This is a genomic window from Fuerstiella sp., assembly GCA_022447225.1.
Taxonomy (GTDB): Bacteria; Planctomycetota; Planctomycetia; order Planctomycetales; family Planctomycetaceae; genus S139-18.
In genome coordinates this window covers 172,368-193,568 of the sequence record JAKVAZ010000014.1, presented here as the reverse complement: position 1 = coordinate 193,568, position 21,201 = coordinate 172,368, and the positions used below count along the sequence as shown (strand labels likewise).

Below are 21,201 nucleotides of genomic sequence, written 5' to 3'. Positions count from 1 at the left end.
CCGGGAAGTCCGTCGGTGGGCTCCTGGGTCGTATACGGACTCGGCACTGAGAACTCAAACCTGCCGGCCTTCGTTGTGTTGCCGGACGAAAAAACAATGATGTTTGGTGGCGCCGCCAACTGGTCCAACTCCTATCTGCCACCGGCCTGCCAGGGAACGCAGCTGAACTCGGTCGGCCCGCCCATTGTCGATCTGATGCCGGCAGGCGAAATCAGTCACCAGCGCCAGCGCCGGAACCTGGACCTGCTCCGTGACATCAACGGTGAGTTCCTTGACTCCAACCCCGGAAACGCTGATTTGCTGGGCCGCATGCAGAACTATGAACTGGCCTTTCGCATGCAAAACTCGGTTCCGGATGCCGTGAATCTGGGGGATGAATCACGCGACACGCAAAAGCTGTACGGACTGGACAACAAGATCTCCGAACCGATGGGACGTCGGTGCCTGATGGCCAGACGACTCGTCGAACGTGGCGTGCGTTTTGTCCAGGTTTACTCGCTCGGATGGGACTCACACGGCAACATCGCCAAAGAACACAGACGGCGCGGACAGGAAACCGATCAACCGATTGCCGGCCTCATTCAGGACCTCAGGGAACGTGGCCTGCTGGATGAGACGCTCATCGTGTGGGGTGGTGAGTTTGGCCGTACGGCCGACAACCACATGAGTTTCTTCCGCAGCAATCCCGGACGCGACCACAACAAGAGCGCCATGCCCTTCTGGTTAGCCGGCGGAGGTGTCAAGGGCGGAACGGTGCTGGGAGCCACGGACGAACTGGGGATCAAAGCCGTTGAGGACGTCTATCATACCCATGATCTGCATGCGACCATCCTGCACCTGATGGGACTGGACGACTACGACCTGACGTACTACCACAGTGGTCGTTTTAAACGTCTGACCGATCTTGGCGGTCGTCTCATCTCCGAAGTGATCGCGTAGAGGGACCACACTCACCTGTCCGATTTAATAGTACGTGGCAAGTTCCACGCGGGTCACTCGCAATGGATGGTCGATTCCCGGTGTGCGACGCCGTAATTCCATCGTCAGATGATTGTGTCCTGCCTCAAGAAACTCCGGCGGCACATCAATCCTCAGCCCGGCGAACGACACATCGAGCGACTGCGTCGAGGGAAATCCCAGTAACCCCTGCCCTGCCGGTATATCGATCTGCTGATTGACGGAACCCATTTCGACTCGGTCATCATCGTGGTGAACAGCAAGTCGCTGTCCATTCAGTGTCAGCTCAAGCTCGTCACTCTCACCGGAAAACTCGAAGCCGATACACAGCTCGGCGGTGCTGATTGAAGAACGCCCCGGGGATGCATCGTCCGCCAGTGGAATCGCCATCTCGGCCACGCTTCCGACGTTGAGGTTCATTGGCACGGGCGCAGCACGCGACTGGGTATTGAAGCGGACATAATCGCCACCGGGCTCACGCCGCGGAGCCTCGACACGCTGCACAAGAACGTAGCGTTTGTCACGACCCGCCAGGCGGGCCGGATCAGCAATCTGCCCCAGCAGCGAACGACGCCAGTCACCGTGAAAGAACCAGTTGAAGGTGGAAAGACCGTCTGCCCCGTCGCGCCACAGGTTGGCCGCGTTTCCCCGCACCACATCTTCCGGATAAATGCGGTATCCGTTTCCGTATGTCGTTACACAGGGATAAATCGGCAACTGCCGCGCGGTCATTAACGTTCGAAATTCACTCAGAGTCGGCAATTCGGTGAGCCCCTGACCAAGAATCAACATATCGACGAGGTCTTCTGCGATCCAGGTACGGATGTCGAATCCACCTTCCAGGCACCAATCCACCCGTTCCGGGATGCGAACGGCAATTTCGATGGGACGCCCGCGTTTGTCAGCGCGCTGCCGGAGACTCTTTCTCACCTGACGCATGAATGTGTTCAGGTGATGCGCGTTCTCGGCCTCGGTGCCGCGGGGAAAATGCATCGTGTGCCGCAGCCAGTCGAGTTCAATGCCATCGAAGTCCCAGCGATCGAAAAACTCCTCAATAACACGCAGCTTCAGAGCTCGCACTCTTGGATGGGCGTAATTGAGCGCACTCCACATGTCGAGGTCCGGTACCAGCCAGTCCAGATTCTGTCGTTTAAAGGTGGGCAGTTCGGGATTGGGTCGCACACCTTTGGCGTGCTGTCCGTCATGACAATCATTCATCCGCAGCGACACGAACGCGTCGAGACCCCGTCGATGGCATTCCTCGACGACGACCGCCGGCGGATTCGCTCCGGCATCGGCCAGCGCCCTGGGGTTGCGGTACTGATCGGCCGGATCAACCTCAATCCCACCATGCCAGGTACGGGCTTCGGGAAAATTCAGCTGATCGGCCTGACCGGGCCACTCCAGCACGTTACTCTGGTACTCCGCAACATTGCCGCTGCCAAAGCTGAAGAACAGCGCGTCAACCGCCTTTTGGTCGAGCGGCCTGAAAACCAGCGAAACAAACTGCTCGCGAGTCAGCGGACCTTCCGGATTTCCCAGGGCCGCTCGCCCAAAGCAGTGAATCATCGACCCGTCCCAATTGACGAGTAGACGGCGCGAGGCTGCCGCGGGAGGCTGCGCCTGCAGAACGCGGGCCAGAGGCGTCGTCAGAGTACCGCCGGCCGCCAGCAAAAAATTTCGTCGATCAAATCCGTACAGGTGGTCCACAGGGTAAAGCATAGGAAGCAACGAGAGGATGAGTCCACCGAATATTGTCCGCAACCTGCGTAAACACGGAAACAGAAATCGGCGCGAGGTACTGACGGCGGACCAGGTCCGCAGCGCATTTGAAAACGTAAATTGCAGTGACGGAGACTCCGCCGTGGAAAGTCAAAACAGCCAGAACCGACGAACCTGACGATGCCTCAGTTATGTGAGCGGCGAAGACGGGATGTCACTCGGTGGATTCACAAACCCGGCCAACCGTTCATTCGAATTTCGCCGCCAGATAAAACCATCAAGGATATAGTGCGTGATCTGAGGAACCGCCAGCAGCGGTACCAGCAGGCCGCTCCAGTCGTCCAGACTCCACGCACTGCCGAACAGCCAAGGCCGTTCGTGCCAGACACCGGTGTCCCACAGCAACTCCTCCACATACGCCAGCAGCCAGATCACCCCGAAGAATGAGCCAATTCGGCGAAATGGATGGCGGGATGCACCTGCGGTCTCAGTTTTGTTCCAACGGTACCAGTACACCAGCACCAGATACGGAATGCCGTGAATGATGACATTCGTCACCGTGAACGCGTAATCAGAATTGAACGAAATGATGCCGACGTACCAGCAGACCGCAGTGGTGACAACAACCACATCTTTACCCGGACTGCAGCGTCGGAACCACACGGCCTGGTATACCGACCGACAACAGTAAAGCAGCATGACGCCCCAGTACACCGGCTGAAGAATCTCAGCCACCAGCACCGGCAAATGAATGAAGTCGTCTTCCAGAAACCACCAGAAATTTCTGGGCAGATGAGCATGCCAGTAGACCAGTGGATACATCGTGGCCAGGTAGATAGTCAGTGAATCAATCCATTTACCGATCCGATCACGCTCGGCAGCCCTGGCACGATACAGAGCCACCCAGCCATACTGCTGACGAATAAAATGAAACACGGCCAGATACGCCAGGATCCGCCAGAACCACACGGGGCTCTCTGAGTGCAGCGCAATCCCGATTACAAACGACAGCAGGGGAGCCAGAGCATACAGCCACGGACGCCGTCGCAATTCCATTTTGTCGAAATAGACGCGAAACCCGGTGGCATAAACATGGGCAACATCAATCATCAAAATCGAGGTGATCCACAACCATTCCGGAGTCTCACTGCTTAGCCAGCCGCGTGCATGGCCAACCCACAACAGGCTGAGCGCCGTCAATGCACTGCCCAGAAATGTGCACAAATCCACTGCCGGGGAAAACAGCCACAGACTTTTGTGCAGCATGCCCCTGGAGGTAACCCGACCGGCTGATGATGACATGTTTGACGATTGCATTTTTGAATCGATGCAGATCCGGACTCAGCGAATCAGTTCCACGTCGGTTCCGAGTCATCTGCCCGGACAGATCCGGAAAAATTCGGCATTAAAGAAACCTGGAAAATAACGTATCCCGCGCGGTCAGAACTTCTTCCGCTGCTCGAACCCCGTGATAGAACGCTTCTTCCATCAGGGCAATTCCACTCAAATCTGTACCCGCAAAATGAATCGCGCCTTCAGCAGTCGCAGCCCTCTGCCGTGACTGGCTCCAGATGAAACCAGGACGTGCCTGAATCATGGCATGTCCCCACCGCATCACGTCCACACGAGTGACCAGGTCCCGCACATCCGGATGNGCCCGTTCCAGATCGTTGATCACAACCTCAGCCCAGTGTTCCCATGTGAGATCCAGCAGTTTGTGGCGGGCATCAGACGGCCGTTCATCGCAAAGTGGCAGATACCACGTCCAGACCGTCGGCCCGTGATCGATTCCCTGCTGATGAGTCGCCACCACGTACCCCAAAGACGGACTGTCGTGAATCACGTTGTCCCAAGACAGCGGAAAATCGGGTTCCCGCGGCCGGTCCGAAAGATGCACATTGGCAACCACCCACGCCCCGTACCGAAACTGATCTGAATCCGTGACTCGCCCGGCAGCTCGATTCAGAATCAGATAACGGGCCAGAAACTGAGGAGCCGCAAAGATCACCTGCTGAGCCCGAATTCCCCACATTTGCTTAGTTTGGCGATCAAGCACAACAATTCGGACACCATCCGTATTGTTGGGTGACTGCTGTATTGACAGCACCGCCTGTCCGGTTTTCAGGCGGGAGCCCGCAATCCGGCTGAGATGCTGAACGATGCGGCCGTTGCCTTCCGGCCAGGTGAGAACCCCGGGTGAAACGGAGTTCGAGTTTTCCCGTCGAGACGCAAAATAAAACAAACCAGCCCAGGCGCTGGTTTGTTCAACCGTCAATCCGTAATCATCACGACAGCAATAATCCACCCACCAGAACAAAGGTGCTGAATCCCATCCCTCCCGGCGCATCCACTCCCCCATGGAGATCTGATCCAGAACAAGCACGGCTTCGTCGGCAGAACAGCCGGCCAGGGGGATGGTGAAAGCAGGTGTCCCCCGATCATCCCGCCAGTCGATCCAGTGCGCGATCCTCTCCTGAAACGACGTCCACTGGCGGAGATCTTCATCGGTGGCCACACTGTGCGGATACAGACCCTCTGCCCAGTGACCATGGACGAATAATCGTTCGTGTGGTTCCCGACACAGAATGTGTTCGTGAGCCGAATACACGCCCTGTGGGTTTTGTGCAGCCGCTCCCATCTCTTCCAACAGTCGCCACAACGCCCGATTGTCGGAACGGGGAACGGGCACGTAATGAGCTCCCCAGGGATATCCCGATACCTGGCTCTGTCCACACCGCGAAGTCCCGCCAATCACGGTTTCCAGTTCCAGCAACGTAAAATCATCCACACCGGCATGATCCAGCCGCCATGCGGCGGTCAATCCACTGATGCCGCCACCCACAATCACCACACCTGATTCCTGCCAGTTTGTCACTGCGGGTTCAGGAAGATCGCCGTCTCGGATACGGTGCCCCACGTCGAGCGAGGGACTCAACAGTTCACCGGTGAATGCAGCGTTGGCCTGAGAACATCCCGGCAGCAATACAGAGGACGAACCGGCCAGAGCGGTCAGCAGAAGTTCACGTCGATCAAATCCGGTCACGCCGGCTCACTCCTGTCTCACTGCCAGCGACTCCATTCGCGATCGTAGTAGCGCACCAGAACCTGATTGTTCAACCGGTTAATATCGGTTTCAACATGGCTCATATCCTTTGGTATGATGAACAGGTCGTCCAGAACCGTTTGATCCAGAAATTTCAGCTGCTCACTGACCTGTGGTGACAGTTGAGGAATCGGCGGCAGATCCTCCACGGCCGCCAGCGCAAATCCCCAGACACCAAACGTAGGAACGGTTGCCTGAAAAGGTCGTACGCGAAAACCGGACTGTTCCAGTGTGTTGATGACACACCAGTACGATTTCGGCGACACCAGCGGTGAAGAACACTGAATCGTGACAACCCCCTGCGGGGCCAGTCGCTGTCGCAGTCGGGAAAAGAAGTAACTCGTATAGAGCTTGCCGACTGAGTAAGTTCCCGGGTCCGGAAAATCGATGATCACGGCATCGAACCGGGCCGTATCATCGTCAATCCACAAAAACGCGTCCCGGTTAATCACAGTCACCCGCGAATCCCGCAGTGCGTTACCGGTGAGTTCCGCCAGAGGCGGAAAACGATCAGCCAATGACGTCATGGCGGGATCCAGATCAACCAAAGTGACAGACTCAACCGTTGCGTACCTCAGAATTTCCCGCACGGCCAGACCATCACCGCCGCCCAGTACCAGAATCCGGCGTGCGTTGCGGCACGACGCCACTGCCGGATGCACGAGAGCCTCGTGATAGCGGTATTCGTCTGCGGAGTTGAACTGAAGCTGGCCGTTAAGAAACAGCTGAATCCCGGTGTTGTTCTCTGCAATGACAATCCGCTGGTAGGGTGAGCTTTCCGCATGCACGACAGTGCCGGCCAGTTGGTTTTCTTCGGCAACGGTGGTAATCGCGTCAGCCTTGATGATTCCCGTGACCAGCAGACCGACCACCAGTATGGCTCGTCCCCGTAACCCGCCCAGACCTTTGGTCGACAGCAGCGGTCGCAGCAGATGCGTCCCCCATAATCCGACCAGTGCATTGATAATACCGAATATCAGCGACGTACGGACCAGCCCCAAATGAGGAACCAGCAGAATGGGAAACAGCAACGCGGCCAGTAAAGCTCCGATGTAGTCGAACGTCAGTACACGTGACACCAGATCGGAAAAATCGACATGTTCCTTCAGTAACCGCATCAGTAACGGCAGTTCCAGTCCAACAAGAACTCCGATCAGAAACACCAGTCCGTACAGCAGCGGACGAAACCAATCGATATAACCGAACGCCAGAAACAATAACGGGGCCGACGTTCCACCCACCAGGGCCACGGCCAGTTCGATTTCAATAAAACAGCGGGCCAGCCTTTCTTCGACAAACGAAGACAACCAGGCACCCACACCCAGTGCCGAAAGGTAAATTCCAATCACCAGCGAAAACTGGGTGACGGAATCTCCCAGCAGGTAACTGGCCAGAGTCCCCGCGAGCAACTCATAGATGAGCCCGCAGGTGGCTATGATCAGCACGTTCAGATAGAACAGAAATAAAGGTGCCCGGTTCATTCGGACGACTGCTTATTGAATGACGGATTGAACGCGCATGGCCTGTGTGGCCGGCGGAAACGATGGGAAGCCGTCGCTGGCCGACTGCAGCAAAGCGGCCTCGATACTAACCCTGAATCGACGCGGCAATGATCAGGGAAATGCCGATCACCACAGATCCCATCACGAATCCCAGTGCCAGATTCTGGTCTTCTTCAATTTCTTTTTTGAGTGAAAACGGAGAGAGTTTCTCCATCAGCCAGAAGCTCAGAGCCAGCACAAAAATGCCCACGACCGCGAACACAATCGCAGCAATCAGAGGCCGTATCAGCGAACCCGCATCAGCAGATTGCCCCAGAAGCAGTACACCGGAAACAGCAGACAGAGCAGCCATCATTTTCCTATCCCCCAAAAGCCACCGGTACTGCGTCCGCCGCCGAAACCGCTGGCACCAAAATCCATGCTCGGCATTTTCCATCCGGCGATCGCACCGGTGCCAAAAAACAAACAAACACTGATCCCCACGACCAGGTACAGTTTGACGAGAGTCGATTTGAAATCAGGCATCACCTGTCCGTCCTTCGATGGAACGAATCTTCCAATTGCTTAATCATCATTCAGTCGCATACGGACTGAAGTCACTGTCTTTCCAGCGATTTACTTCGAACTGATATTTGTAAAACAAAAACCCGATCGGAATCAGCGACGCCAATCCCAGTGACGTAGCGAAAAACCACTGGTCGACACCCTGCTTCAAAGTGGCCAAAAACAACAGATCCAGCAGACCCAGTACCACCAGGAACATGGCCCACAGCTTCATGACGTCACCGGCCCGGGGGGCCGGCTGAATAACTCCAACACCCCACGGACGTACGAGGTCCGTAATCCCAAACGCCTGTTCGATTTCTTCCGTTGATTTGTAGACACCTAAGGATACGTTTAATTCCTGCGAATCATCCGACTCAGAACGTTCAGAGGACAGCATCAGTGGTGGTGCGATATAGTCAACGGTGTGCACCATATCCCCCACTGTGACTTTCCAGTAGAACTCGCCCAGTACAAATCGGACGGTCGCTGTTCCCAGGTCATAGCGGGAAAACTTCTGGTTGTCGTAGGTCGCCGAACCCATGAAAGTCGAAACCTCATGGGCAGAAACCGGTTCGACAAACGACCAGTGACGTTTGTTGCAGACCAGCCAGCGATACCCTGATCTTTGACTTCGCAAAAGGTACTCCGTCCAGGGATAGTCGAGTCCCTGGTAGCGAGCGAAGCGTTCCATGAAACCAATCACGGTGTACTCCACACCATCCAGTGTGCCCACGGTTCCCAGTGGAATCTGCGGTTTTTTTCGCCTGGTGTGCAGCGTCTGCAGATACTCCAGCTTTCCTTTCTGACAATCCAGCAGCGATGCACATGACGGACAACAGACCCGCTGCGTCTCATCGGGAGCATGCAGCGTCAGAGCACCTGCACAATGTGGACAATTCACAGAGAGTGCCTGCACCCGACTTTCGTCGTGCTGACTGACGCCTGCCGGCACTCCCCCGTACCAGCCGGTCTCCGAAAGTCCCAGTTCATCCAAAGTGAGTTCCCGGCCCAGAAAGAGGCGGGGTTCGCTGAGCGAATAGTCCAGGGTTCCGAATGTCCTGCCCTGCCCGCGAAAATCGACGAACCGGTGTGGAATCCCTTCCTGAAACGTCCAGGGAATCTCTCCCTCCGCCGCTTTTGTGACGGCGACTCCGACTTCCGTGACAGTCATGTCCTCCTTCTTTCCAAGCTTCAACCGTCGACCTGGTTCAAGATCATCAAACTCCGGGAAATCGAGTTTGTGGAACGCCTTCTTTTGGGACATCAGATAGTATTTACCCTGAGCCTCCGCCAGCCATCCCCAGCGCCCGTTGGAGAACAGCAGATACCATTCATCCCACACGCCGCCGGCAGGATGCTGATACTGCACACGCCCAACCAACTCAAATTTCTTTCCGCGACACTTGCCGGTGACCCCGCGACTTAAGGGAGAATCGGTCAGAACCAGATCGGATACTTTTCCGTGATCCGCCACCGACTTGTCTGCTCGAGCCACCACGCACTGACAAAAATCGCAGATGGTGACCAGTGAGGTACTCACCTGAAATTCCACCGGCCCGCCGCACGACGGACAGTTGGCGACCCGAACTTTCATACGGCGTCTCCGGAAGAAACAGAATCTCCCGAAGGCAGAATGCCCCGGTCCATCTTTCTCAGCACAACGTCAATCGCGCCCAATCGACGTTCCAGCTGACTTGTCCAGTCCCAGTCAGCATGATCGCGGCAGCAGTACAGATTGACGGTCAGCAGTTGATGCTCCGGAAAGGAATGACAGGCAAGGTGCGATTCACTGAGCAGATACAGGCCCGTAACTCCTCCCGGGGAGGGAAACGTGTGCCATTGCGGAGAGCCGATTACATTCAACCGATTGTCTGCAATGATGGCGTCACAAAGTGACTGCAGGACCGGTTGCCGGGCCAGTCTCTCCGGATCACAGCCGGTAGCGTCCACCACCCATTCCGATCCCGTTGAGAGCAACTCACCGCAGAAAGTTTTCTCCGGATACCCAGGAACAGGGATTTGTTGTTTCTGAGGGACCGTCTGACTCAATAGGTTGCTCCGCCGGAGTGCGTGGCAATTGAGTAAAACACCGTAACAGAACGAGGAATCAGGGGGAACCAACTTCCCCTGATTCGAAAATCGTGTTCATTGCCGGCATGGCTGAATCCGGTTCCGACAGACAGCTTCACAACCGGGGTAGTCACGTCAGGGGAATGCTGCTCATTGATGAAACGATCGAAGCGGAGCGTCAGGGACAGGCAGTTCCGGACGGGAGCCTGAGACGGAGGAAAAAAGCCGGTACTCCTGCCTGGAGGCATACCGGCAACGTGGAAAGTGCTGCTCACCGTTGACGAAAACATCTCTGTTTTGCAAAATCAAAGGAACTGCAGGGCCGTCAGTTCAGCACAATGCCAGTGAGTGCTGTTTCACAAATCCTGCCGGCAACTGCTGGATGTCGACGAACTACTACAATGGAGATAGAAATGGTGCAGACGATTTCGTCAGTACAGCAGCAGAAGCCAGACAACGGCTCCTGATCAAAAACCCGCGACGCGGATCAGGTTAAAACATGGCAAGCGTGAACTCAGCCTGGGAGCTGTAAATTATGCAGGGCATCTATTTCCTGGCGGTCGTGCTGGTCATCGCCCTGATCTCGAGCGTCATTCTGGTGGCGATCTACAACAGGCTGGTTCGCAGCCGCATGCTTGTTCGCGAAGCTTTCAGCGGTGTCGATGTACAGCTGAAACAGCGACACAACCTGATTCCAAACCTCATCAACACAGTGCAGGGCTACGCCGATTTTGAGCGGAGCGTGCTGGACGAAGTAGTCCGTTTGCGGTTACGAGCGATGGGAGATCAGTCAATCTCCGACAAGCAACGCGATGAGAACGCTCTGTCTGCCGGCTTAAAGACCCTGTTCGCCGTGGCCGAAAACTATCCCGAATTAAAGGCAGGGAACAATTTTCTGGACCTGCAGCAGCAGTTGTCCGGTATTGAAGACAACCTGCAGAAGGCGCGCAGATACTACAACGGTACCGTGCGCGATTTCAATATCCAAGTGGAGTCGTTCCCGTCAAATCTGATTGCCGGTCTGTTTGAATTCACGCCGGCTGAGTTTTTTGAACTGGAGAGTCTGACCGAACGCGAACTCCCGAAAGTTGAATTCAAAGACACCAAATAAGAAAAGGTGAACGATGTCAGTTCGTCAAGCCGTTGGATCGCTTATCGCCGGGCTCGTCGTGCTCACATCAACTTCGATCACCGTCGCGCAGTCGGAGAAAATTCACAGCTTCCACAGCGACATCGACGTCCTCAGGGACGGATCGTTACGAGTCACCGAGACAATCACGGTCACCTCCGGGCAAAACAGGATCAAACGCGGCATCTATCGTGACTTCCCCACCCTTTACAGGTCCCGGTACTTTGTCCGAATCGAACTTCCGTTTGACGTTGTCTCCGTTAAACGTGACGGCACAGACGAACCCTATCACACCGAACAGCAGTCAAATGGCGTTCGGCTTTACATCGGCCGTAAGAACTACACTCTACCACCGGACAAATACACTTACGAAATCATCTACACCACGAACTACCAGCTGGGGTACTTTGAGGAACACGACGAACTGTACTGGAACGTCACCGGCAATGGCTGGGAGTTCCCGATTGAGCAGGCCACGGCCCGGGTGCGGCTGCCGTCGGACGTGCCGCGGGATAAGCTGACCCACGAAGGTTATACGGGCCTGCAGAATTCCCGGGCGAAACATCTGACATCGCAGGTGGACGAAGCAGACGGGACCGTCAGTTTCGCCACTACCCGCGTCCTGGGACCTCGCGAAGGACTGACCGTTGTCGTCGGTTTTTCCAAAGGCTTTGTCGATGAGCCCACGAAAAGGGAGCGGAGCAAACTGTACTTCAAAGCCAACCTCGCCCTGTGGGTGATGCTTGGCGGGTTGCTTGTGGTGTTTGTCTATTATATCTGCGCGTGGGTCGCTGTCGGACGCGACCCGCCCGGCAATACGATCGTTCCACTGTTTCAACCGCCGCTGGACCTGCCGCCGGCATGTATGCGTTTCCTGCACCGCTGCGGCTACGACCGCAAGTGCTTTACCGCAGCTTTGCTGAATATGGCGGTTAAGAAATGGCTGACCATCGACGAGGAGGACGGTGAGTACACTCTGCGGCGCAACACCGATTCACAAAAGGGCAAGCTGTCACCCGGCGAGCAAAAAATTGCCAGGACGCTGCTGAATTCCAGCTCGATCAAACTTGAACAGAAAAATCACTCCAGGATCGGCAAGGCCATTGAGAAACTGGGTGAACGACTTTCCAGTGAGTTTGAAGGCAAATTGTTTTTCAGGAATCGCTGGTGGCTGTTGCCTGGCTGGTTGCTTTCGGCTCTGGCCGTGATGGCGGGAGCGGTGTGCAGCGGATGGCAGGCCCTCGGCATCGTTGGTTTCCTGGGCGTCTGGCTTTCCATCTGGACCTGTGGGTGCGGCGCGCTCGCGGGCATGGTCGTCGCAACGTGGCGAAGTGCGCTGGCATTAAGACGCAATACTCAGAAACGCCTCGGATCCTTCGGCGGAGCACTGTTCCTCACGGTCTTTGCCATTCCGTTCTTCATCGGTGAAACGTTCGGACTTGTCATCCTGGTCCGGGCGACAACCATCTGGATGATGCCGATGCTCGTTGGTCTGGTGGCCCTCAACTGGACTTTCTGGCATCTGATCAGGCAGCCAACCGTGGAAGGGCGCCGGATCATGGATCAGATTGAGGGGTTTCGAATGTACCTGGGCACCGCTGAACAGGAATACCTGCAACGGATGCATCCACCGGAGCAGACGCCTGAGCTATTTGAAAAATACCTGCCGTATGCACTGGCCCTGGATGTGGAAAACAAATGGGCGGAAAGATTCTCCGAGATCCTGCAGGAAACTTCCATCACCTCAGGTCAACCAGGGGACTACCATCCTGACTGGTACCGCGGTCGCTACTGGAATCCTTCCTCCCGTAGCGATTTCGCATCCATTCTGGGCAGCTCACTGGGTCAGGCGATTTCGTCGTCAAGTACAGCTCCCGGCAGTTCCAGTGGCAGCAGTTCCTCCGGCAGTGGATTCTCCGGCGGCGGGTTTTCCGGTGGTGGCGGCGGAGGTGGCGGCGGAGGCGGGTGGTAGCCTGTGACGGAGGGAAAAATTGTTGTTGGCGAGATCGCTACTGCAGGACAGTTATCGGAAGTGTTATTTTCGTGACAGTTTCCTGGGGCATTTTGCCACAACATTTTGCACGCACCGTATTGTTTTCATGCAAAGCATCCGATTCGGTCATTGTTTTCAAATTTCGGCGACTCACTGAAGTGGTACGCAGGTTCATTCCACAGAACCTTAACACCCTCCACTTCAGAGAGACGCCCCATGAAACGCTGCATCGCAATCCTGACCCTGACCATATCTGTGGCCCTGTGTGCTGACGAGGCATCTGCGATCAGTCCTGAAATGGGCCTGTGGTTGGATTTAGTGGATGCCGGATACACCGCAGACGAAGCCTTTGACATCGTCGAAATGGTTGTGGAAAACGACCAGGGAACATCAGGAATTTTTAACTACGACTTCAGTTACGAAAAAGGGAACCGGTCCGGTCGAAATGGCTACAGATGCTATTCATGTGGTATCTGCGGAGATTAAAGGTAAATCTGCGACATCCGGAACAGGAAGCAAACGCGCCACTTATGTCTCAAATCCGGATCTAATACGTGTGATGCAACAGGCAGACGCTGAGGCATTAATCAAAGTGTACACCCAGCATGCAGCAACGGCAGAAGGGAACCGGCGGGCGCAGAGGTCTGGTGCCGGTGTTGCAGGTTTTTGCTGCGGCTTTTTGCACGCACCGTATTGTTTTCATGCAAAGCAGCCGATTCGGTCATTGTTTTCAAATTTCGGCAACTCACTGATCTGGTACGCAGGTTCATTCCACAGAACACTAACTTCCTCCACTTCAGAAAGACGCCCCATGAAACGCTGCATCGCAATCCTGACCCTGACCATATCTGTGGCCCTGTGTGCTAACGAGGCATCTGCAATTAGTCCCGAAATGCACCTGTGGTTGGATTTAGTGGATGCCGGATACACCGCAGACGAAGCCTTTGACATCGTCGAAATGGTTGTGGGTGAAGACAGGAGCGATCCGTCTGCCATTTATTACTCCCCGGACGATCCTGTGTTTTACAGCCACCACGCAAACATCGACCGGATCTGGTGGTAAGCAGTTAGAATGCGGCCCGACATGAAGCGATCATTGTGTCTGATCCGCTCCATGTTCTTTCATCTCGTTCCGAAGCTCCGGCTTCGGAACGCCGGGCCGGGAAGTTCCTGCATCCACGAAGACCACCGACGGCCAATGCTGCCGGGTGATGAAAGATTCCTCAGTGATGGAACGCTCGAAGCATTGAGGACAAACAGTCCCTGGCCACAGCCCGATTTGATGTTTCTGCGGAATGCCGAACGTCAACGCCTTGCGCGATCGCCCCAGCCACCGCCACCGGAACTGTTACCTCAGTCGCAGGCTGCGGGATTCCACGGTCACCTGATCCTGCAGCAGGTTTTGAGCCGCCTTGAAGTCACCCGCACCACAGCCCAGTTCGCTTCTCAGCGCTCGCATGGAAACCTTGACTTTGCCGGACTGAGATTCTCGTGTGAGGATTTCCACGATCCGACCGGCAATCAGATCAATGTCGGATGACGGAGCTTCGTAAGTCGTCAAAGACGCTGCGGCGGAGGTCACCGGTAAACCCGCAGGACCGGGCGCTCCCGGAACCACGACTTTGGATGCCCCGCCTTTGCGTTTCACGACCTGAACCTGAACCGGAATGGCATCCGTCATCTCCGTCACATGCGAAATCACGCCAACTTTGCGGCCCTGTGCTTCCAGATGCATCAGGGCATTCATCGCCGTATTCAACGTCTCCGGATCAAGACTGCCAAACCCTTCGTCAATGAACAGCGATTCAATTCGCATGCGACTGGACGTCAGTGACGCCAGACCAAGAGCCAGCGACAAAGACACAAGAAATGATTCACCTCCGGAAAGTGAATGCACCGAACGTCGCTGGTCTCCCATCAGTTCGTCAATCACGATCAGATTCAGTGACTCCGGCAGGCGTTGCAGACGATACCGCACCGCCAGCTGGTTCAGCTGCTGATTGGCATAGCTCAACAGCACATCCAGCGTGCGTCTTTGAGCGATCATACGGAACTTGTCTCCCTCCTTTGAGCCAATCAGATCATTCAGCTTGATCCAGGGCGCGGCAGTGGCTTCTCGCTGTGTTAACTCCCGCGCCAGCGCCGCATTCTGCTCACGTCGCTGATCGTCACTGGTCAAGACCGCGGCCGCACGGGTCTCAGCGGCTTTGCACTGTTTCAGTTCCTCGACCAGCTGATCACGAGACCTGATCACGGTCTGTTCCTCTTCCGGCGTGGGTCGCTGTTTTTCGTGGTGCTGAATTCGGTCCGAATGAACATTCAATGCGCTTTCAGCAGCCGTGACGTCGTCATCACGCTGTTTCAGTCTTTGCCGCTGATCACCAATCCAGTCCTGATCGCGACTGAGCATCAGCTGAAGTTCGTCCATGCTCAGTTGTCTGGAATACTGCACGACAAACCGGTCGATCCATGTGGTGAGCCGATTTTTTGCGGACTGAAGTTCGGCTGCGGTGGTCGTCCTGAGACTTTTGGCCGATTCCAGTTGCTGCATTGCCGACTGCTGCTGTTTGTCGGCACGATGATAGGCAACCGCTGTTGATTCGGCTGCCTGCTCCGCGGTACGCACCCCGTGCAGCAGTTCGGCTTCCACGTCATCGGCAGCCCGGCCACTCAACAACTGCTCACGCTGCTTCAGTAATTCTTCCTGAGCCTCAGCGGCCGCTTTGTACTCAGCTTCACCGGCAACCAGTGCACGACGGGATTGCCGGACAGCTTCTTCCAGCGGCCCCATGCGGGCAACCTGAGTCTGAATGGTCTGCGTCAGTGAGTTCAGTTCGGAGGCAATCTGCCCGCAGTCACGGGTGGACTGTTCAAAGGTCTCACAGAACGATTCTGAATCCGTTTCATATTGATTCCGTGATTCCGGCAGACCACTCCACAGGTCCCCCAGTCCAACATCCGCATTCTTGCGACGCTGTTCTGCTGATTCACACGTTCGTCGGGCCGCTTTGAATTCAGCCTGAACAGCAGCCAGCTTCCGCTCACACACCTCCTGCTGCTGCCGCTGCGTCTCCCATTGCCGACGTGCATGTTCTTCCTGTTTTCGGCGGGCACGCGTGTCTTCACTAGCTGTTCGATAAGCCTGTTCCTCACGTTCCCACTGCTCGCGTGAACCGGAAGCGACACTCAATTGATCCTGAGCCATAGCAGGCCGCGACTCACGGTCCGCAGCAAGAATCGCGGCAACGACCGCTGAATCCGCATGACTAAACGTGACGGCCTGCGTTTCCTGATACAAAGCCAGGTGCTGCTGTTTGAGTCCGGTGATTTGTTTCGATGCGGATTCGATCCACAGCAGTTGACGTTGCTGTTGTTCTTTCAGAGTGTCCCGCGTTACTCGCAATTCTGTAACGTGCTGCTTGGCCGCATGCACACCGGCCGATTCGGCATCCGGAGCATGGCACTGATAGGGGTGTTCACGGGATCCGCAAACCGGACACGGCTCCGCGTCCTGCAGCGCAGCTCGCAGTCGTGTGGCATGGTCGTCCACCGCGGCTTCAACCAGACTTAACTGTCGTTCAGCCAGTTCCAGATCCCGATCAGCCCGGGGAACCTGGTGTTCGGTCAGCGTGCGCAGTGTTGCGGATTCAGTCTCCAGCCGTTCTTCGAGTTCCCGGAGCTCAGCCGCGACGGCATCCAGCTGTGTCAGCTGCTCGTGGTGCCGGTCCAGCTCCTGTATCAGATTCTGCAGAACCAGGACATCGCTGTCACAGCGACGACGTTGTTCGGCAAGTGATTCTGCATCGAATTTCTGTTCAACGGACTCCGCATCCGCCAGCTGCTGCTTTGCAGTTTCCCATTTTTCTGTGGCCTGCTCCATCGATTTTTGAACGGATTCCCGCTGTTGCTGCACGTCAGCGCAACGATCGTCCAGGTCCTGTCGTTTGGTGTCTGCCTGCACGACTTCGGTTTCAGCAGTCATCGCCTCACGCAGCAGATGCAGCCATTTGGAAGCCTCACTGACAAACCGTTCAAATGCAGCCAGACGATCACGTTTCCTGTGAAGATCCTGCTGATCGGTCAACAGCCGTTCGTGACGGGTTGTGGCTGCGGACAGCGCGGTTACTGCCGTTTGGTGAGCGTTCCGTGCAGCGTCGAAAGCATCTTCTGCCCGTGCTGCCTGTTGCTGCAGCGGCTGCAGCCGGGCATCAAGCTGTCGAGCCGTCTTCAATGATGGCTGAATTGACTCCAGTTCCGCTGAGACTCGTGTTCGTTCCTGCCGGGTTGTCCGGAGCTTCTCCTGCGATTGTTTCAGCAGTCGGAACTGCGTGTCCTGTTGTTCGCACGCCTGGGCCAGCGTCTGTTCGGCTGACAGATCGTTGCTAACCGCCTCCTGCTGATCCTTCCAAAGAATGGATGCTTCACGAATCGCCAGTTCTGTCTGTTCCAGTTCATTTCGCTGTGCGGTGGACTGTACACGGGCGCTGCGAGCGACACGCAGCTGTTCGGAGGCCTGTGCCAGCTCCTGACGAAGCGACTTCAAACGCTGGAACCAGGCAACATGGGACTCACAGGTGTGCAGTCCGGATTCGGTACGCCGAACGATTTCTGAAGCCGCCTGAGATTTGGCTGCTGCACTGCTGCGTTCATCGGCCGACAGCGGCGCGTTGCCTGCCAGACGCGACTGCAACGCATCAAGTTGCTGCCGTTCTTCGGAATGACGGCTGAAGACAGCTCGGGAGATGCGTTCAAACTGTTCTGTCCCGGTCAGAGTCTGCAGAATTTCGGCACGTTCACGATCACTGGATTTCAGAAAGGTTGCGAACTCATTTTGGGCCAGCAGCACGGCTCGGGTGAACTGATCAAATGTCAGTCCCAGCTTTTCGACGATGGCCTCCTGAACCAGTGTCTTCTTTCCACCGGCTTCAACGGGTCCCGTCTGTCCGGGCAGAACGTTGCCGCGGAACAAAGTCATTTCCGGAGCCAGCAACCTGCCATCGACCTGATTGCGACTTCGCCGCACGCTCCAGCGCGCGGTCCAGATTTCAGAATCGACGCCGACAAAGGCCACTTCCGCGATTCCGGCGGCCGTTCCGCGGCGCAGCAGCGTTCGGCTGTTGTTCTGCTTCTCGCCCCGATTGATTTCCTGCAGCTGCCCCACGTGTTTCAATCGTGGAGTGGCATCGAACAGAGCCAGACACAGCGCATCCAGCAGGCTGCTTTTACCGGCACCCGTGGCACCGCTGATCCCGTACAGTCCGGCAGACCGCAGGGGATCACAGGTGAAATCGACCGTATGAGTGCCCGCCAGTGAGGCAATGTTGTTGACAGTGATCCGCAGAATCCTCATCAGGAACAGGACTCCTGAATCAGGATCTCGCGCAGGGCTTCGATTACGTCCGGACCGGGATCGTTTTCATATTTTTCCTGCCACGCAGACAGGAAAATGTCCATCGGCCGGACGTCACTCAACGAAGCCGTGCCGGACTGATCGTTTTCATCAGCGCCGGTTTGGTCGACGGCCGCATGCTGCACTTTGATCGACGCCAGGCGGACCGGCTGATCTCCGAGAGCCTGTTCAATACGCGCCCGTCGATTTGGGTCAGGACCATCTTCCAGAACACGGACTTCCAGAAACGGATGCTGCTCAGGCGGCACAGAAACATCAAGATCCAGAGACTTTAGATGCGGAATCAGGTCCTCAAGCGGACCGGACTGACCGGGTGGTATCCTGATCAGCGGTGTGCTTCGCGGGACCTCAATCCTGTCCACAATGGCACGTTCTTTTCCTTCCAGAGTGACCTGCAGGATCTGATGATGATAACCGGTTTCGGCGAAGGACAGCGGAATCGGACTGCCGCTGTATCGGACCCGTCCCTGGTCAAAGCTCTGAGCTCGATGCAGATGCCCCAAAGCAACATAGGTCAGCTGTGGATCAAACACATCAACCGCAAGAGCCTCAGCACCTCCCACCACCAGACGGCGTTCTGAATCGGGAGACTCCGAACCGCCGGAAAGATGACAATGCCCCATCCCGATTAAAGCAGCATCTGCAGACTCACCGGACCTCATTCGCAGTGCAGCCTCAAACACACGTCGATAGAGTTCACGGATACCATCGAGATACGGGTCGACCGCATCCGGCACAAGCGGAACATCGGCAGGTCGTAAAAACGGAACCGCCAGCACAATACCGGCAATGATCCCCTGGGCGTTTCTGAGCGGAACAAGAAAACGTTCCGTATCGATGGCACCGCTGTCGTCACGTTTCACGGTTCCCACCACAGTGATGTTCAGCGTGTCCAGCAGACCTGCGGGCGCTTCCAGCCGGGCCGCTGCGTCATGATTGCCGGCGGTAATCACCATCTGAAGCTCTGGCAGTGCTTCATGAGAACGTGCCAGAAAGTTGTAAAAACGTTTTTGAGAAACGGCCGACGGATTGATGGAATCAAAAACATCACCGGACAGCAGCAGCGCGTCAGGACGGTGTCTTTGCAGCTGCTCAAGCAGCCATTCCAGAAATCGCGCGTGTTCGAAATCCCGATCGAATCCGCAGAAAGATTGGCCCAGATGCCAGTCTGCCGTATGAAATATCTTTAGCACGATTTTTTGAGATCACGCAAAACAAACGGTGGACATCAGCTGAGAGCAGCTCGGATTCGTCCGACGAGGCCATTGTCCGCGGACGAACGCCCTCGCAGCATGGTTGAACCGGCCGCCAGAAACTGATTACGAAACTCAGGAGACACCTTGTAATAATCTTCCAGCAAAGCCGAACTGAATTTGTAGTCGTGGGCATTACTGCCCTTCAGAAAGATCAGCCGTCGGGCAGCGGAAAGCAAAGCCCGTGCATCCCGGCCGTCATTGACATAACCGAAGACTCCTCGGGAGGCCCCCAGCGGATTTTTGCCAACGTTATCAAAGATCGTCTCCAGGCTCATTGACTCGGTGTCGGTCGCCGCCGTCATCACCGCATCAATCTGAGTGCGGCGGACGCGGCCGCGGCGCTGCATGGATGCTCGAAACATAGGCAGAAAGGCCGCGTTTTGTAACAGCAGCATGCGTCGCGTGTGTTCATTTCCGGTGGTATCAAACAGGAATCGAATCGCATTGGTGGTGGTGACCGCATGCAGAGCAATAATGCCCGCCTGCTGCAGCAGCATCTCACCGGCAGCAGTATGCAGGGCGTCATACACGGACTGCGGAGCGACTCCGGAATTGAGCACTTCGACAGCCGCCGCTGACGCTTCTGCCGGCGTACCTGTTCGGAGCGTCTCCAGCAGAGACTGTGCGGCGGCCGGGTCCACACGCCCCTGCTGCCAGTGATCTCGAATGCCGGAAGCCAGTTCCGTGTTTTGGCGCCAGGGACGATCGGCTGCCAGATCACTGGTGGCCGGATTGGGTTCCCCGTGGTGATTCACCATGGCATACGCCAGGGAGCGGAACACGGGTTCGGCATGCTGCCAGCCAATGGTCTGCAGGGTCCGCCAGGCGTTGGCAGTGAAGATCGCTTTATGCCCGATACTTCGATAATCCCGCGCGGCGTAGCGTGCAAATGATTCAAAGACTTCCGTGGCCCCCGTAAACCGGACGAGTCCCGCGGCAGCGGCGTCAACCTTCACTTCGTCCCAGTTGTGCATGGCAGCATGAAAATCTTCACGAGCCCTGCTGACATTGGGTACGGCGGCCTCATCCACCGCACGCATTGTCCAGTCGTTTTCCTGAACGTCGCGTACCTGAGAACTCTTAAATTCGTCCAGAGCCCAGAATATCGGCAACCAGCGATCAGCATTGGGAGAAGAAATGCTGGCCAGATGCGACGCATGAACAACCAGCACCGCATGGAATTTGAATCCCACCGCAGGTCTGGGCTGGACATTGCGAATCGCTGCCAGAAACAGCGCGGTGAGAACTTCGCGGTAACCCGTCCCCGCACGAACACGCTGACCAACTTCTTCCATTAATCGCGAGCGAGGTGTGTCCTCGATCAGTCTCACCAGCGGCTCCACCTCCGGCTGAAACTTCACAACTCCGTCGTCAAGACTCATCCCGGCACGAGAAACCTCGCCAAGCCCGGGCAGCAGTGATACGGAAGAAAGTGAACCGACCGTCTGTGTCAGAAATCGACGACGCGGGTGGTTTACGGCCATGACAGTTACTCCAGCCTGCAGTGGATTCA

At 56.1% G+C, this 21,201-nt stretch carries 17 protein-coding genes; 6 read left to right on the top strand and 11 right to left on the bottom strand.

The genetic code is table 11. From position 1 onward, the window contains the following. Positions 1–939, top strand: a 939-nt coding sequence (locus MK110_16560) for a DUF1501 domain-containing protein (protein MCH2212916.1), incomplete at its 5' end; no start/stop codon positions are given. A 24-nt stretch (positions 940–963) separates the two neighbouring features. On the opposite strand, the gene MK110_16555 is transcribed toward MK110_16560, so the two are convergent. From MK110_16555 to MK110_16520, 8 genes are all read right to left on the bottom strand, one after another. Then, positions 964–2,688, bottom strand: coding sequence for a hypothetical protein (locus MK110_16555; GenBank protein ID MCH2212915.1), 1,725 nt, complete (start codon positions 2,686–2,688; stop codon positions 964–966). A 180-nt stretch (positions 2,689–2,868) separates the two neighbouring features. After that, positions 2,869–3,981: a hypothetical protein gene (locus MK110_16550; protein MCH2212914.1), complete on the bottom strand. Its 1,113-nt coding sequence runs from the start codon at positions 3,979–3,981 to the stop codon at positions 2,869–2,871. 103 nt (positions 3,982–4,084) lie between these two features. Beyond that, positions 4,085–5,722, bottom strand: coding sequence for an FAD-dependent oxidoreductase (locus tag MK110_16545; GenBank protein ID MCH2212913.1), 1,638 nt, complete (start codon positions 5,720–5,722; stop codon positions 4,085–4,087). Between the two features lie 17 nt (positions 5,723–5,739). After that, entirely contained in the window at positions 5,740–7,263 is a 1,524-nt protein-coding gene (locus MK110_16540) for a polyamine aminopropyltransferase (protein MCH2212912.1), read from the bottom strand. 106 nt (positions 7,264–7,369) lie between these two features. Next, positions 7,370–7,636: a DUF350 domain-containing protein gene (locus MK110_16535; GenBank protein ID MCH2212911.1), complete on the bottom strand. Its 267-nt coding sequence runs from the start codon at positions 7,634–7,636 to the stop codon at positions 7,370–7,372. Next, entirely contained in the window at positions 7,636–7,809 is a 174-nt protein-coding gene (locus tag MK110_16530; GenBank protein ID MCH2212910.1) for a hypothetical protein, read from the bottom strand. The genes MK110_16535 and MK110_16530 overlap by 1 nt, the downstream gene beginning before the upstream one ends. Before the next feature lie 46 nt (positions 7,810–7,855). Beyond that, positions 7,856–9,424, bottom strand: coding sequence for a DUF4178 domain-containing protein (locus MK110_16525; protein MCH2212909.1), 1,569 nt, complete (start codon positions 9,422–9,424; stop codon positions 7,856–7,858). Further along, the gene (locus MK110_16520; protein MCH2212908.1) at positions 9,421–9,879 is read right to left on the bottom strand and encodes an S-adenosylmethionine decarboxylase; all 459 of its coding nucleotides are present in this window, start codon (positions 9,877–9,879) and stop codon (positions 9,421–9,423) included. Before MK110_16520 ends, MK110_16525 begins: the two co-directional genes overlap by 4 nt. 92 nt (positions 9,880–9,971) lie before the next feature. Between MK110_16520 and MK110_16515 the strand changes: the two genes are divergently transcribed. From MK110_16515 to MK110_16495, 5 genes are all read left to right on the top strand, one after another. Beyond that, the gene (locus MK110_16515; protein ID MCH2212907.1) at positions 9,972–10,181 is read left to right on the top strand and encodes a hypothetical protein; all 210 of its coding nucleotides are present in this window, start codon (positions 9,972–9,974) and stop codon (positions 10,179–10,181) included. Positions 10,182–10,435: 254 nt separating this feature from the next. Further along, the gene (locus tag MK110_16510; GenBank protein MCH2212906.1) at positions 10,436–11,011 is read left to right on the top strand and encodes a LemA family protein; all 576 of its coding nucleotides are present in this window, start codon (positions 10,436–10,438) and stop codon (positions 11,009–11,011) included. A 13-nt stretch (positions 11,012–11,024) separates the two neighbouring features. After that, positions 11,025–13,001, top strand: coding sequence for a DUF2207 domain-containing protein (locus MK110_16505; GenBank protein MCH2212905.1), 1,977 nt, complete (start codon positions 11,025–11,027; stop codon positions 12,999–13,001). 237 nt (positions 13,002–13,238) lie between these two features. After that, positions 13,239–13,508, top strand: a complete 270-nt coding sequence (locus MK110_16500) for a hypothetical protein (protein ID MCH2212904.1) — start codon at positions 13,239–13,241, stop codon at positions 13,506–13,508. A 325-nt stretch (positions 13,509–13,833) separates the two neighbouring features. Continuing rightward, the gene (locus MK110_16495) at positions 13,834–14,085 is read left to right on the top strand and encodes a tyrosinase family protein (protein ID MCH2212903.1); all 252 of its coding nucleotides are present in this window, start codon (positions 13,834–13,836) and stop codon (positions 14,083–14,085) included. Positions 14,086–14,370: 285 nt separating this feature from the next. Here MK110_16495 and MK110_16490 read toward each other — a convergent pair whose 3' ends face one another. Genes MK110_16490 through MK110_16480 form a run of 3 tightly spaced genes read right to left on the bottom strand, consistent with a single transcriptional unit; the run spans position 14,371 to position 21,172 of the window. After that, positions 14,371–18,372 carry an AAA family ATPase gene (locus MK110_16490; protein ID MCH2212902.1) on the bottom strand — a complete coding sequence of 1,334 codons (4,002 nt, stop codon included), beginning with the start codon at positions 18,370–18,372 and terminating at the stop codon, positions 14,371–14,373. Continuing rightward, positions 18,372–19,625 carry an exonuclease SbcCD subunit D C-terminal domain-containing protein gene (locus tag MK110_16485; protein MCH2212901.1) on the bottom strand — a complete coding sequence of 418 codons (1,254 nt, stop codon included), beginning with the start codon at positions 19,623–19,625 and terminating at the stop codon, positions 18,372–18,374. The genes MK110_16490 and MK110_16485 overlap by 1 nt, the downstream gene beginning before the upstream one ends. 35 nt (positions 19,626–19,660) lie before the next feature. Continuing rightward, entirely contained in the window at positions 19,661–21,172 is a 1,512-nt protein-coding gene (locus MK110_16480) for a hypothetical protein (GenBank protein MCH2212900.1), read from the bottom strand. Positions 21,173–21,201 lie beyond the last annotated feature (29 nt).

Coding starts and splice junctions, on each gene's coding strand:
- MK110_16500 (MCH2212904.1), top strand. CDS start 13,239: ATGAAACGCTGCATCGCAATCCTGACCCTGACCATATCTGTGGCCCTG.
- MK110_16490 (MCH2212902.1), bottom strand. CDS start 18,372: ATGAGGATTCTGCGGATCACTGTCAACAACATTGCCTCACTGGCGGGC.
- MK110_16530 (MCH2212910.1), bottom strand. CDS start 7,809: ATGCCTGATTTCAAATCGACTCTCGTCAAACTGTACCTGGTCGTGGGG.
- MK110_16540 (MCH2212912.1), bottom strand. CDS start 7,263: ATGAACCGGGCACCTTTATTTCTGTTCTATCTGAACGTGCTGATCATA.
- MK110_16505 (MCH2212905.1), top strand. CDS start 11,025: ATGTCAGTTCGTCAAGCCGTTGGATCGCTTATCGCCGGGCTCGTCGTG.
- MK110_16525 (MCH2212909.1), bottom strand. CDS start 9,424: ATGAAAGTTCGGGTCGCCAACTGTCCGTCGTGCGGCGGGCCGGTGGAA.
- MK110_16480 (MCH2212900.1), bottom strand. CDS start 21,172: ATGGCCGTAAACCACCCGCGTCGTCGATTTCTGACACAGACGGTCGGT.
- MK110_16550 (MCH2212914.1), bottom strand. CDS start 3,981: ATGTCATCATCAGCCGGTCGGGTTACCTCCAGGGGCATGCTGCACAAA.
- MK110_16510 (MCH2212906.1), top strand. CDS start 10,436: ATGCAGGGCATCTATTTCCTGGCGGTCGTGCTGGTCATCGCCCTGATC.
- MK110_16535 (MCH2212911.1), bottom strand. CDS start 7,636: ATGGCTGCTCTGTCTGCTGTTTCCGGTGTACTGCTTCTGGGGCAATCT.
- MK110_16495 (MCH2212903.1), top strand. CDS start 13,834: ATGAAACGCTGCATCGCAATCCTGACCCTGACCATATCTGTGGCCCTG.